The organism is Subtercola boreus, from assembly GCF_003399645.1.
In the GTDB taxonomy this organism is placed as follows: Bacteria; Actinomycetota; Actinomycetes; order Actinomycetales; family Microbacteriaceae; genus Subtercola; species Subtercola boreus_A.
Window position 1 is genome coordinate 24,491 of record NZ_NBXD01000006.1, and the last position, 12,305, is coordinate 36,795.

At 63.1% G+C, this 12,305-nt stretch carries 11 protein-coding genes; 9 read left to right on the forward strand and 2 right to left on the reverse strand.

Annotated features, from left to right (window positions below):
• Positions 1–259 precede the first annotated feature (259 nt).
• From B7R24_RS02285 to B7R24_RS02305, 5 genes are all read left to right on the forward strand, one after another.
• The gene (locus B7R24_RS02285; protein WP_116417387.1) at positions 260–1,327 is read left to right on the forward strand and encodes a LacI family DNA-binding transcriptional regulator; all 1,068 of its coding nucleotides are present in this window, start codon (positions 260–262) and stop codon (positions 1,325–1,327) included.
• A gap of 31 nt (positions 1,328–1,358) precedes the next feature.
• Positions 1,359–2,159 (forward strand): ThuA domain-containing protein, encoded by an 801-nt coding sequence (locus tag B7R24_RS02290; protein ID WP_116417378.1) that lies wholly within the window; start codon positions 1,359–1,361, stop codon positions 2,157–2,159.
• A complete protein-coding gene (locus B7R24_RS02295; protein WP_301182450.1) occupies positions 2,156–3,301 on the forward strand; it encodes a Gfo/Idh/MocA family protein in 1,146 nt (381 codons plus the stop codon). The genes B7R24_RS02290 and B7R24_RS02295 overlap by 4 nt, the downstream gene beginning before the upstream one ends.
• Before the next feature lie 159 nt (positions 3,302–3,460).
• Positions 3,461–4,582: a Gfo/Idh/MocA family protein gene (locus B7R24_RS02300; protein ID WP_253259234.1), complete on the forward strand. Its 1,122-nt coding sequence runs from the start codon at positions 3,461–3,463 to the stop codon at positions 4,580–4,582.
• Positions 4,583–4,585: 3 nt separating this feature from the next.
• Positions 4,586–5,617, forward strand: a complete 1,032-nt coding sequence (locus tag B7R24_RS02305; RefSeq protein WP_116417380.1) for a sugar phosphate isomerase/epimerase family protein — start codon at positions 4,586–4,588, stop codon at positions 5,615–5,617.
• A gap of 407 nt (positions 5,618–6,024) precedes the next feature.
• Here the strand turns inward: B7R24_RS02305 and B7R24_RS17480 are convergent, their stop codons facing one another.
• Together B7R24_RS17480 and B7R24_RS02310 are read right to left on the reverse strand one after the other, a co-directional pair.
• The gene (locus tag B7R24_RS17480; protein ID WP_172582675.1) at positions 6,025–6,198 is read right to left on the reverse strand and encodes a hypothetical protein; all 174 of its coding nucleotides are present in this window, start codon (positions 6,196–6,198) and stop codon (positions 6,025–6,027) included.
• A gap of 245 nt (positions 6,199–6,443) precedes the next feature.
• Positions 6,444–6,725 carry a helix-turn-helix transcriptional regulator gene (locus tag B7R24_RS02310; RefSeq protein WP_116417381.1) on the reverse strand — a complete coding sequence of 94 codons (282 nt, stop codon included), beginning with the start codon at positions 6,723–6,725 and terminating at the stop codon, positions 6,444–6,446.
• 106 nt (positions 6,726–6,831) lie between these two features.
• On the opposite strand from B7R24_RS02310, the gene B7R24_RS02315 reads away from it, so the two are divergent.
• The 4 genes from B7R24_RS02315 to B7R24_RS02330 are packed head-to-tail and all read left to right on the forward strand — an operon-like array spanning position 6,832 to position 11,928.
• On the forward strand, positions 6,832–8,346 hold the full coding sequence (locus B7R24_RS02315; protein WP_116417382.1) for a proton-conducting transporter transmembrane domain-containing protein: 1,515 nt from the start codon (positions 6,832–6,834) through the stop codon (positions 8,344–8,346).
• The gene (locus tag B7R24_RS02320; RefSeq protein ID WP_116417383.1) at positions 8,343–10,778 is read left to right on the forward strand and encodes a DUF2309 domain-containing protein; all 2,436 of its coding nucleotides are present in this window, start codon (positions 8,343–8,345) and stop codon (positions 10,776–10,778) included. The genes B7R24_RS02315 and B7R24_RS02320 overlap by 4 nt, the downstream gene beginning before the upstream one ends.
• Before the next feature lie 14 nt (positions 10,779–10,792).
• Entirely contained in the window at positions 10,793–11,092 is a 300-nt protein-coding gene (locus B7R24_RS02325) for a P-II family nitrogen regulator (protein ID WP_253259235.1), read from the forward strand.
• Positions 11,089–11,928: a DUF6671 family protein gene (locus B7R24_RS02330; protein WP_147303935.1), complete on the forward strand. Its 840-nt coding sequence runs from the start codon at positions 11,089–11,091 to the stop codon at positions 11,926–11,928. Before B7R24_RS02325 ends, B7R24_RS02330 begins: the two co-directional genes overlap by 4 nt.
• Positions 11,929–12,305: the final 377 nt, after the last annotated feature.

The following is a 12,305-nucleotide window of genomic DNA, read 5'->3' on the forward strand; positions in this document are numbered from 1 at the left end:
TTGCACTACCCGCCGTCCGACCTGACGCTAAGCCAAGAAACACCCGTCGTCAAGTCTCAATGTCAACGTAGACATTACGAATAATCCCGGGCACTAGGTGAATCAGGCACCAGGTTCGTGTGACTTTGACCCGATTTTTGCTAGATGGGATCACAGGGGTAGATATAAAATCCTGCAGCTCACCGCACTGGTGTCCACGATGTCATGTTGCGGCCTCAATGTGCTGCGGTGTTACTGTTGGCGAATGCAGGACTCGATGATGACCAGTCAGACTGAGCTTCAGCCCGCGCCCGAGCGCCTTCAAGTCACCACCCTCCAGCCTCAGTCGCGGGCCACCCTTGCCGATGTTGGACGGTTAGCGGGAGTGAGTTCGAAGACGGTCTCCCGAGTGGTGCTCGACAGCGGCAATGTGTCGAAGGACACTCGAGATAAAGTGTTGGCTGCTGCACGCTCGCTACGATTCCGGCCAAACCATCTCGCCCGCAATCTGCGCCACGGCAGCGTAACGAACACCGTCGCATTCATCATTGGTGACCTCACAAACCCGTTTTACTTTCTGGTCGCGGCCGGAATCGAACGGGAGCTTGCCCGTCACGGACTCATGATGATCCTCGCCGCGACCGACGATGATCCGGCCAGCGAAGAGCGTGTGGTGCAGAATCTCCTTGACCAGCGCGTGCGGGCACTTTTGATGGTGCCGATCGCGGCAGATCAGGGATACCTCGAAGGCGAACGCCAGCTCGGCACCCCGGTGGTCTGCATCGACCGTCCCGCGCGTAACCTGATTGCAGATTCTGTGGTGTTGGGAAGTTTTGAGGCCACTGCAGAGGCAGTACGAGGGCTGATCCGTGCCGGACATCGCCGCATCGCATTTGTCTGCAGTCCGGCCGCCCTTTATACACACCAGGAACGTCTGCGCGGGTATCGGCAGGCTCTTCGCGAAGCGGGTGTTTTGGACTCTTCCCCATGGGAGCGACTAGAGAATCCGGGCGGACCGACGGCTGAGGAGTCTGTGCGAGACCTCCTCGCGATGTCCGAGCCGCCAACCGCCATCATCGCAGGCAATAACCATGCCAGCTTGGGTGTCGTTCGAGCGCTCGGGAACCATTTCGATCGTCTCGCCTTTATCGGCTTCGACGACTTCGAGCTGGCAGACGCCTTGGGCATCAGCGTGATCGCCTACGACCCCGCCGAACTCGGCCGTCGGGCCGCCCAGCTCGTCATCGCACGACTCAACGACTTAATCGGTCCTCCTCAACAGATCGAGATCGCTACCCACCTCATCCATCGCGGATCAGGAGAACTCCTCGTACCGCGCGACCAATAATTCACCGTCTCCGCGGAAAGGACTTTTCAGTATGCCCATTTTTCACGGCCCTGCCCCCATCTCAGTCATCGTCTGGGGGGAAAACCGCCACGAAACGACCGACGCGTCAATTGCCGCGCGCTATCCGCGCGGCATGCACGGCGCCATTCAAGAAGGAATCCAGGAGCACCTCGGCTCAGGCGCGACGGTATCAACAGTCACTCTCGACGATCCAGAGCACGGCCTGACCGAGGAACGTCTTGCTGCAACCGATGTTCTGGTCTGGTGGGGGCACGCAGCGCACGGGGAAGTCTCTGATGAGATCGTGGAACGTGTTCACCGTCATGTGCTCGCAGGTCTGGGACTCATCGTGTTGCACTCCGGTCACTTCTCCAAGATCTTTCAGAAGCTCATGGGCACATCCTGTTCCCTCCGTTGGCGGGCGGAAATCGATCGCGAGTTGGTTTGGACGGTGGATCCCACCCACCCGATCGCTCAGGGAATCTCTCACCCGATCATCATCGAGCAACAGGAGATGTACGGAGAGTTCTTCGACATCCCCACTCCCGACGAGCTGATCTTCATCAGTTCGTTCAGCGGCGGCGAAGTGTTCCGCAGCGGATGCACGTGGAAACGAGGCCACGGCCGTATCTTCTTCTTCAGCCCCGGCGATCAGGAATACCCGGTGTACTTCCAACCCGATGTTCGCCGCGTGATCGCGAACGGTGTCGAGTGGGCCAAAACGAACCGCCCCGACCGTGAGCCTCCTCGGCTCAGCCGCGTCTACAGCGGCGAATTCTTCCCCGAATACGGTCTCGACGGCAATGCAATCAAAGGTTCGGTCACGAAGTGACTACATTCAAAACCCTCACGGACCCCACCGCACCCGTTCGGATCATTCAAGTCGGGGCCGGGGGCATGGGGCGAGTCTGGCTACAACTTCTCCTCGAATCTCCTGACGTTGACCTGGTTGGCCTCGTCGACCTCGATACCGAAGCTGCTCGCCGCGTATTGACAGAACTCGGCCGATCCGATGTTCTGGTCGGGTCGAGCATCTCCGAGGTCGCCGAAGCTGCCTCAGCGCACGCTGTCGTGAACGTGACCGTTCCGGTGGCCCACCACCCGGTCAATATAGAAGCCATGTTCGCCGGCCTTCCAGTGCTCTGCGAAAAACCCATTGCGCCGACAGTCAGCCAGGCTTTCTCGCTCGCAGCGGCCTCCGAAGCCACCGGACAGCTGCTGATGACGAGCCAGTCCCGCCGGTACTATCCCGTACTCACTGACTTCAAAACCTCGCTCCAGTCGCTGGGAGAGGTGGGCATCGCGACCACCGAATTCTTCATGGCGCCTCACTTCGGCGGATTCCGCGACTCGATGGATCAACCCCTGCTGATCGACATGTCGATCCACGCCTTCGATGTCGCCCGCTATCTGCTCGACGCCGACCCTGTCTCCGTGTATTGCGACAGCTACAACCCGTCATGGAGCTGGTACGCCGGAGATGCTGCCACGACGGCGCTCTTCGAATTCGATGGCGGCATCCGCTACACCTTTGTTGGAAGCTGGTGCAGCCCGGGCCTGGAAACGTCGTGGAACGGCAGCTGGCGAGTCAGCGGATCAGCAGGATCGGCATCCTGGGACGGCGAGACGAAGCCGTCGGTGGATATCGGGGCCGCACCCTCCCACCCCACGGCTACCGCAGTGAATTCGACACCCGAGACCATCGCAGGTTCTCTCGCCGAATTCATTGACTCGATCCGAACCGGCCGCGTCCCGTCCGGTGAAGTGCATTCGAATGTGCTCAGCCTGGCGATGGTCGAAGCCGCGGTCGAGTCCTCGTCGTCCGGCCAGCGAGTATTCATCGAGTCCCTGCTCGAGACCTCGTATCATCACGCAGTGGCCGCAGAACAGCGACCAGAGGTATTGACGTCACTGCTCGGGTGGGGTTCCGCCCGTGCCGGACTCCAAATTTCAAACATCGACACAGCACCATGACCGCGTCATCGCGATCCGAACAGATTCTTGCTCAGCTACCGAGTCACCAACGCGATGGTCACGTTCGACGGGAGAGCGCTGGTGAGTGACAAGCCACAGCTCAGGATCGGGATGGTTGGTTACGGCTTCATGGGTGCGGCGCACTCGCAGGCCTGACGAGTGGCGCCGCGTTTTTTTGACCTGCCCTTCGAGCCGGTGATGCAGGTGCTCTCCGGGCGGTCGGGCGAGGCCCTGCGTTCGCGACGGGAGCAGCTCGGCTGGGCGGAGAGCGAGACGGACTGGCGGCGTCTAGTCGAACGCGACGACATTGACCTGATCGATATCTGCTCGCCCGGTGACACCCACGCCGAGGTCGCTCTCGCGGCGCTTGCGGCGGGCAAGCATGTGCTCTGCGAGAAACCGCTCGCGAACACCGTGGCCGAAGCCTCCGAAATGGCGGTGGCGGCACAGAATGCCGCAAGCCGAGGTGTTTTCTCGATGGTGGGGTTCTCCTATCGACGCGTTCCCGCGATCGCGATGGCCCGCCGGCTTATCGCCGAGGGCCGTGTCGGTCAGATCCGTCAGGTACGCGTGTCGTACCTGCAGGATTGGCTGAGTGACCCTGAGGCGCCGATGACCTGGCGACTCGACAAGGCGAAGGCAGGGTTAGGAACTCTGGGTGATCTCGGCGCGCACGCAATCGATCTCGCGCAGTTCGTTTCGGGTGAGACGGTCGACGCGGTGTCCGGGCTGCTGCACACCTTCGTGACCGAACGCCCCCTGCTCGGGAAGACGGTCGGTCTCAGCGGCACCGCTTCGGCCGAGCGCGGCACGGTGACGGTCGGTGATGTCGCCCTGGTCACCGGGCGGCTCAGCGGCGGCGGCCTCGCGTCATTCGAGGCGACCCGATACGCGACCGGACGAAAGAACGCGCTGCGCCTCGAGATCAGCGGCTCGATCGGGGCTGTAGCCTTCGATCTCGAACGGATGAACGAGCTTGAGTTCTACGACGCAGAAGCGCCCCCAGCAACTGCGGGCTTTACCCGCATTCTCGTCACCGAACCCGAGCATCCATACCTCTCCGCGTGGTGGCCAGCCGGGCACACGCTCGGCTACGAACACGGCTTCACCCACCAGGTCGTCGACCTGCTCGAGGCGATCGCTGAAGGTCGCCAGCCGGAACCGTCATTCGACGCCGGGCTGCAGGTGCAGAGCGTTCTTGCGGCGGTCGAGGCGAGCTCCGAGGCAAGCGGCGCGTGGCTGACAACAGACAATCCGGCAAAACCGAGGGAAATGAGCTGAACCATGGCACGACCCATCACCTTGTTCACTGGCCAGTGGGCCGATCTCCCTTTCGAAGAGGTTGCACGACTCGCCGGTAACTGGGGCTATGACGGCCTCGAGATTGCTTGTTGGGGTGATCACCTCGACCCCGACCGTGCCGCCGTTGACGACGACTACGTCGCCGATCGGCTCGCCATTCTTGAGCGGAACGGGCTGCAGGTCTTCGCGATCTCCAACCATCTGAAAGGCCAAGCGGTCTGCGATGATCCAATCGACCAAAGACACCGCAACATCCTGCCTGACAGCATCTGGGGCGACGGAGAGCCAGAAGGGGTCAGGCAGCGGGCAGCTGAGGAGCTGAAAAACACGGCCAGGGCGGCGGCAAGGCTGGGCGCAAAAATAGTGACGGGGTTCACGGGCTCGGCGATCTGGAAATACTCGGCCATGTTTCCACCAGTCAGCCAAGAACTCATCGACGCAGGCTACGACGACTTCGCCAGACGATGGACACCCATCCTTGACGTGTTCTCCGAAGTCGATGTCCGGTTTGCGCTCGAACCTCACCCTTCCGAGATTGCCTACGACTACTGGACGACGAAACGTACCCTCGAGGCGATAGGGGGACACCCCGCTTTCGGGCTGAACTGGGACCCGTCGCACATGGTCTGGCAGGACATCGACCCGGTCGGGTTTCTCCTCGATTTTCGAGAGCACATCATCCACGTGCACTGCAAAGACACAAAGAAGCGTCTCAACGGCCGGAATGGGCGGATCGGATCCCACCTCGCGTGGGCAGACCCGCGCCGCTGCTGGGACTTCATCAGCACAGGCCACGGCGATGTGCCATGGGAAGATGCGTTTCGCATGCTGAATGCGATCAACTACACCGGTCCACTATCAGTGGAATGGGAAGACGGCGGAATGGACCGGCTGCGTGGAGCTCCCGAGGCACTCAACTTCGTGCGTTCCTTTGCCTTCGAGTCCCCCACCAAAGCCTTCGACGCCGCGTTCAGTTCCAGGGCAAACCACACCGCTTCGCGTTCGGTGGATTGAGCCTAACGTCGGTCGGATCCATCTCTGCCACAGGTTAATCCGATGGGACCGATTCGTCCGGCGAACATGACGGCGGTGAGGACGCAGAGCACGAAGGCCTTGAGTCTTTCGCTAAGGCCCCCGCTGAAGTTCACAGGCCGCGAACGCAAAGGTGCTTTCGCGGCGGATCCACTCCAGCGATTCGTCGGCGCCGCGATTAAGTAGCGCGGTCGCGACCAAGACAACCAGAGTGCTGGGCGTGATGCCACACTCGTGCTCCCCAACCCCTCGACCTCGACAAGGCTACCGTCCGGGTCGACGCCGATGTCGGCGTCGACCCACATGTGGCGGATCTGAGATTCGACGACCACGGGTGTGTGAAAAATGAGGTCTACTTGAGAAAGAACGCTACTACTGCTGACCGGTCATCAGTCACGCAGGGTGTCGACCTTGTCTAATGGCACGTAGAATGTGACCTCGCCGGTTTCGATATCGACTCGCGCCTTCAGATCCACTTTCTGCATCACGCGATGCCCATGCGATATTGCTACAGCGTACGACGATGCAGCGTATACGTCACAGTCTTCGATGTGTTCAGCCATGTGTCGACTCTAACCAGCCCTGCAGGGGTCTGCAGCATTGGCTGCTCTGATCGGGCTTGGGGGTTGGACTCGATCGTTGAGGTCTCATCCTCCGGCCTAGCTCTTCGTACGGCATCGACGCGCGTGCAGATCACCAAGAATCGCGCCGGAACGTCGATGACGGCGCCCTCTCTGTGAAGAACCACTGCCAGCGGTCAGACGCTGGCAGTGGATGTGCGATCGACCGGCTGTTGGTTCCAGTCGGCTTACCGGCGGTCGTTGGTGAACGTCGCGAGCAACTCACCGATCCGGTGGTCGCGATCGAGGGGATGCCGTAAGGGCATGTCGGGTTTGAGCCGGTAGATGTTGCGCCGACCGTCGCGTTCGCGCTCCAGATAGCCGGCTTCTTCAAGTTCGGCAACGATGCGCTGGGCTGCACGTTCGGTGATGCCCACGAGAGTGGCGACGTCCCGCAACCGCACGTTCGGGTTCTCGGCGACGCACAGCATTACGTGCGCATGATTCGTGAGAAAGGTCCAATGCGCCATTTTCCCATTGTGCACCCACGAACCCGAATGCCCTCGATCATTTACGCGACTTTCATCATATGCTATATATTTCAGGTAATTGGTTTCTTGGTATGGAGGACGTGTGATGGATGAAGTCGTGCTGGCAGCGACGATCGTTGTGGCGTGGTCGACCACCGCGATCGCTGCAGCCCTGTGTTGGCTCAGGTTCTCGTCGCACATCACGGCCCGGATCGCCGCCGGGATGACGGGTGCGAACTTCGTGATCGCCGTTGCCTCCGCCGTGCTGACACTGGCTACTGGCCCGGTGACCCTCGCGCTCGGGCAGTCAAGCGTGCAGCTCGACCCGCTCTCCGTGCTGCTCTCAGTGCTCGTCCTCGGCCTGAGCGCCCTGATCCAGTCGTTCGCGGTGCGCTACCTCCGAGGCGACCGACGCCAGGGCTGGTTCGTTGTGGTGGCGACTACCCTGACGGCGGCGACCGTGCTGCTCGTCTGTGCGGCATCCGTTCTCGTTTTCGCCCTTGCATGGGTGGCCGCCGGGGCGGCCCTCATCGCAGCGCTGGCGACCTACCCCGACCTGCCTCAGGCGCACGAGGGGATCCGGCGCACCGCCCGTCGATTCGCTCTCGCGGATGCGGGCCTGCTCGTGGGTGTCGGGGTCCTCCTCGTCGCGGGCGGCGGTGACCGGTCCCTGCGGGAGCTCGGGTCGATCGCAGCTTCCCTAGGGGAGCCGCTGAGTCTGACCGTGGCGGCCCTGCTCGTGATCGCGGCGCTCGCCCGCTCCAGCCAGCTCCCCTTCCACGGCTGGCTGCCCTTCACCCTCGCCGCGCCGACCCCCGTATCCGCGCTCATGCACGCGGGCGTTGTGAACGCGGGGGCCATTCTGCTTGTGCGCTTCTCCCCCGTGATCTCGGTGCACGCATGGCTCATGACCACGATCGTGCTCCTCGGCGGTGCGACCCTGGTGTGGGCATCCGCCGCCCGCCTTGTGCGCCCCGATGTGAAAGGCCGGCTTGTCTATTCGACGATGGCGCAAATGGGTTTCATGATCATGGCCTGCGGACTCGGCGCCTACGCCGCTGCGATCTTCCACCTGATCGCGCACTCACTGTTCAAGTCATCCCTGTTCCTCGGTGCAGGCATGGGCGTGCGCCGGTTCGTCACCGAGCGGGATCGGCCGGCAGCGGAACCCGTAACGGGTGTCCGGCGGGCGCTCGCCCTGCTCATCGCAATCGTGGTCCCGGTCTCCGGGCTCATTGTCGCCGAGCTGCTGCTCACCCGCCCGATCGCGCCAGCGAACCTGACCTTGCTGGCATTCGTCGCAGCCACAGGCGTCATCACCCTGGCCGCGACTCTGACCGGCCGGTTCACTGTTGGAACGCTGCTGATCGGTGTCACCGGAATACTGACGCTGATCCTCGCGTACATCGCGTTCCTCAACACCTTCTCCGCGGCGCTCGACCCCGTTCCCGCGTCGGCGTCGGCGCCGGCTTGGCTCGTCGCGATCCCATTCGCGGCGCTCCTCACCCTCGATCTACTCACCCGCACCCGCACGACATCGCGGTTGCGTGATCGGGTCTACGGCCTGGCGCTCACCATCACAGAACTCAACCCGTCCCTCGCGAAAGGCCTCCCCCGATGAGTCTCATTCTCCGCGCCCACGTCGCCGCTGCCGCTCATGACATCGTGCCATCATGGCCGCTCGACTCGTTCATCGCCGTGAACCCCCTCGCAGGGGCCGAGAGCCGTCCGTTCGGGTCGGGTGCCGATCCTGATGTGGCCATCACCCGATCAACCGCCGACTTCGTCACCGACTTTCATCGCGGACGAATCCCTGTCGAAGCGCTTGAGCGGGCCCTTGTCGCCAGGATTCCAACGCTCGCGCAGACAGTACCGCTCGGTGAGAAAACGCTGCCGGCAGCCACCATCGCAGCTCTCGACATGATCGAATGGCCCGATAGCGAGGCCGGGACTGTACCCGCCGAGGACACCGCTCTCGACCGCTCGCTGTGCATATGGATCGCCGCCTATCTGAACCCCGACCCACTCTGGGCGATGCCTCATCGGGATCAGGGCTTCTACGCCGCATGGCGCCGGCTCGCCGCGGGCGACCTCGCTCTGCCCCGGCCGTCTCGGCGCCGGATCGCGGATGCGCCCGAGGATGCAGATGCTGCGCTCCAGAAAGCGGTCTCAGCTGTCGCGCCGAGCGAGCTGCACAACTACCTCCGCGCCCAGCTGGCCCCGCTGCCGGGGTGGGTGGCCCACATCAAGTGGCGGGCCGAGAAGGTGGGCGACATCGACCTCACAAACTACCTCGCCGTGCGACTCACTCTCGGAACCACGCTCGAAAGCAATCTGGTGACCCCCGTGACTGCGGTACCCGCGCCCGTTGACACGACGTGGGAGCGGGCGGGCCGCATCGCGGTCTCCGTTACACGGGGAGCTGCAGGGCCGGAGGTTGTCGCGGCCGTCGCGCGGGTGCTCGCCGAGCATCCGCCAGCTGAGCATCTCCTCACCTGGCAGGCCGCGTATGAGGAGGTCTATCGCACCGAACTGGTGGGGATGCTGCGCTCGATCGCTGAGCCGACCGAGCGCCCCGACGTGCAGGTAGTACTGTGCATCGACCCGCGATCAGAAGGCCTGAGACGGCACCTGGAACGCTATCGAGGAGTCGAGACACTGGGATTCGCCGGGTTCTTCGGCGTACCGATTCGGTTCTCGCGCTACGCCGCGCAAGGCGCAATGAATGCCTTGCCTGCACTTCTCACCCCCCGGCACCGCGTCACTGAGCATCCCCTCGACACCCGCGCCGCCGCGCGCACCGTCGCCGCCGCGCGCCGGCGCGGGGCGTTCGGCCACGCGCTGCGCACCGCGGACGCCGCTACCCTCAGCCCGTTCGCGTTCGCCGAGACAGCGGGCTGGTTCTCCGGCGCGTTGACCGCGCTGCGCACGCTCGCACCCTCCACACATGCCCGCCTCGAGCGCGCCCTCTCATCGCGACCCGGCGACCTGCCCGCCCGGCTGACAACAGACGGGAGCTTCACGCTCGACGAACGTGTGTCCATGGCTGCGACAGCGATGCGAGTCATGGGGCTGACCCGGCCAGCCCCACTCGTCGTGCTCACTGGCCACGGCTCGCACTCCACCAACAACCTGTACCAGTCAGCATTGGACTGCGGCGCCTGCGGAGGCAACCCGGGTGGAGTCAACGCTCGTGCGGCGGCGGAGCTGTTCAACGACCCGGAAGTGCGAGCGGCTCTGGCCGGGAACGGCCTGAGGATCCCCGACGACACCGTGTTCGTCGCAGCGGAGCACGATACCGTGCGCGACACAGTCACCGTTCTCGATCGCCACAGCATCCCCCAATCGCACCTCAAGCAGGTTCGGGAATTCGAGGAGCTGCAGGCCGAGGCCGGCACCCGCCTCGTCACCGAACGTGCCCGCACCCTACCGGGGGCACGTTCGCGACGTGCGGTGGAACGGGTGCGGCAGCGGGCTGACGACTGGGCCGAGGTGTACCCGGAGCTCGGCCTCGCAGGAAACGCCGCAATGATCATCGGTCCACGCGAGCTGACCCGCGGCGTCGACCTCAGCCGTCGCGTGTTCCTACATTCCTACCGCACCGAACTCGATCCCGACGGCTCAGCACTGGAGACGATCATGACCGCGCCGCTCATCGTCGCCCAATGGATCAACCACCAGTACTACTTCTCCACACTCAACCCGGGCACCCTGGGGGCCGGGACAAAGACGATCCATAACGCGGTCGGCACCCTCGGGGTGCTAGCCGGACACCGCGGCGACCTCCGACGCGGACTGCCGTGGCAGTCGGTCGGTTTCGGCAGTGAACTGCTCCACGAACCGATGCGTCTCACCGTCGTGATCGAAGCCGCGCTCGATCGGATCGGCCAAATAATCTCCGCCAACCAGGTCTTGCGCAACCTCCTCGACAACGAATGGATCACCCTCACTGCCCGCGACAACATCCACCACCCATGGCACCGCTACACCCGCTACGGGTGGACGCCCACGATCACCCTCACCGCCCGCCAGAACCAGGAGACCCCGGTATGAACAACCTCACCCGCATGACTCGACTCGAAATCATCGTGCCCGCCCGGGATGCTCCGGCGATCCGCGAACTCATCAGCTCCGCCGGAGCCACCGGATATACCTCAGTCACGGGCGTGTCCGGAATCGGCCACCACGGACAACACTCTGGATCGCTGCTCTTCAACGAATACGACACCCTGACGATGCTCATCACTGTGATGCCCGAAGGCAAAGCGGGTGAGCTCATCGACGCCGTGCGCGAACTGCTCAACGCCTCCAGCGGGGTGATGTTCGTCGCCGAGACCTACGTGAGCAGACCCGAATACTTCCAATGACGAATACACCCTCCCCGTACACCGGAAATACAATCGTGTTCGCGACGATGCACGGTAAGGAAAACCTCGCCGCTCCAGCGTTCGCCGAACAACTTGGCGCCATCGTGATCGCACCCGACCACCTCGACACCGACCAGTTCGGGACCTTCGCCGGCGACATCCCCCGCACGCTCAGCCCGCTCGCCGCTGCCACGGAAAAGGCGCGACTGGGTATGCAGCTCACGGGACTGCCCCGTGGCCTCGCCTCCGAAGGAAGTTTCCGCTCGAGTCTGATCGGTGTTGGAACAACCGAAATCCTCCTCTTCGTCGACACAGAACGCGGTATCGAGCTCCTCGAGCGCGCATCCGGCAGTTCACCTCTGCCCGCGGCTGGTCGGGTGAAGACGCTCAACGAGGCCCTCACCGCGGCAGACGCACTAGGATTCCCGGAACAAGGACTGCTACTGCACGCCGTCCGAGGCACGACAATCGACATCCACAAGACAATCAGCACCCGCACCGAGCTCGCAGAACTCGTCACACGCTGCCTCGACAACGAAACGGCGCTCACCATCCTCCCCGACCACCGAGCACACCGGTCACCATCCCGCGCCAACCGCATCCAATTCCTCTGCGTCCGAATGGCGCTCCGCCTCGCAACCCCCTGCCCGACCTGCGCAACCCCCGGCTACGGACTCATCGACGTAGAAACCGGCTTGCCCTGTGTTGCCTGCGGAACGCTCACCAGAGGTATCGCCGCCGACATCCACGGATGCGGGGCCTGCACCCAAAAACAACTACACCCACGTCGCGAAACGCACGCAGACCCAGCCACATGCGACCACTGCAACCCCTGAATCGACCACCAGCCCGCCACTCGAAGCCCCTCTGGCAAGCCACCATCATCATCGTCATCCTCTACACACTCGCCGCTCTCGTTCTCCGCCTAGCCGTCACACTCCTCCGCTACGGATCAATCGAATACCCCAGAAAAGTCAACTTCCGAGACGTTCTCAACCGAAAGTCGGTAACCCCCTAACAACCCCCGGACACCACCTTCAACCCGGACCTCTAAACCTCGATCCACCGATGCGGGGTGGGTTGGGCTCGGCGCGTTAAACGGAGAATGCCTTTCTCATCAGGGAAAATGGAGTTTGTCTAGAACAACACTCGCCTGAAACGAAAGGCATCTCGCAGGTGCAAGTTTCTCACGCCTCCCGCACCGCTGTCGCGT

Bases quoted from the DNA above. Each gene is read 5' to 3' on its own strand.
- B7R24_RS02285 (WP_116417387.1), top strand. From the start codon at position 260: ATGACCAGTCAGACTGAGCTTCAGCCCGCGCCCGAGCGCCTTCAAGTC.
- B7R24_RS02320 (WP_116417383.1), top strand. From the start codon at position 8,343: ATGAGTCTCATTCTCCGCGCCCACGTCGCCGCTGCCGCTCATGACATC.
- B7R24_RS02290 (WP_116417378.1), top strand. From the start codon at position 1,359: ATGCCCATTTTTCACGGCCCTGCCCCCATCTCAGTCATCGTCTGGGGG.
- B7R24_RS17480 (WP_172582675.1), bottom strand. From the start codon at position 6,198: ATGGCTGAACACATCGAAGACTGTGACGTATACGCTGCATCGTCGTAC.
- B7R24_RS02325 (WP_253259235.1), top strand. From the start codon at position 10,793: ATGACTCGACTCGAAATCATCGTGCCCGCCCGGGATGCTCCGGCGATC.
- B7R24_RS02315 (WP_116417382.1), top strand. From the start codon at position 6,832: ATGGATGAAGTCGTGCTGGCAGCGACGATCGTTGTGGCGTGGTCGACC.
- B7R24_RS02330 (WP_147303935.1), top strand. From the start codon at position 11,089: ATGACGAATACACCCTCCCCGTACACCGGAAATACAATCGTGTTCGCG.
- B7R24_RS02305 (WP_116417380.1), top strand. From the start codon at position 4,586: ATGGCACGACCCATCACCTTGTTCACTGGCCAGTGGGCCGATCTCCCT.
- B7R24_RS02310 (WP_116417381.1), bottom strand. From the start codon at position 6,725: ATGGCGCATTGGACCTTTCTCACGAATCATGCGCACGTAATGCTGTGC.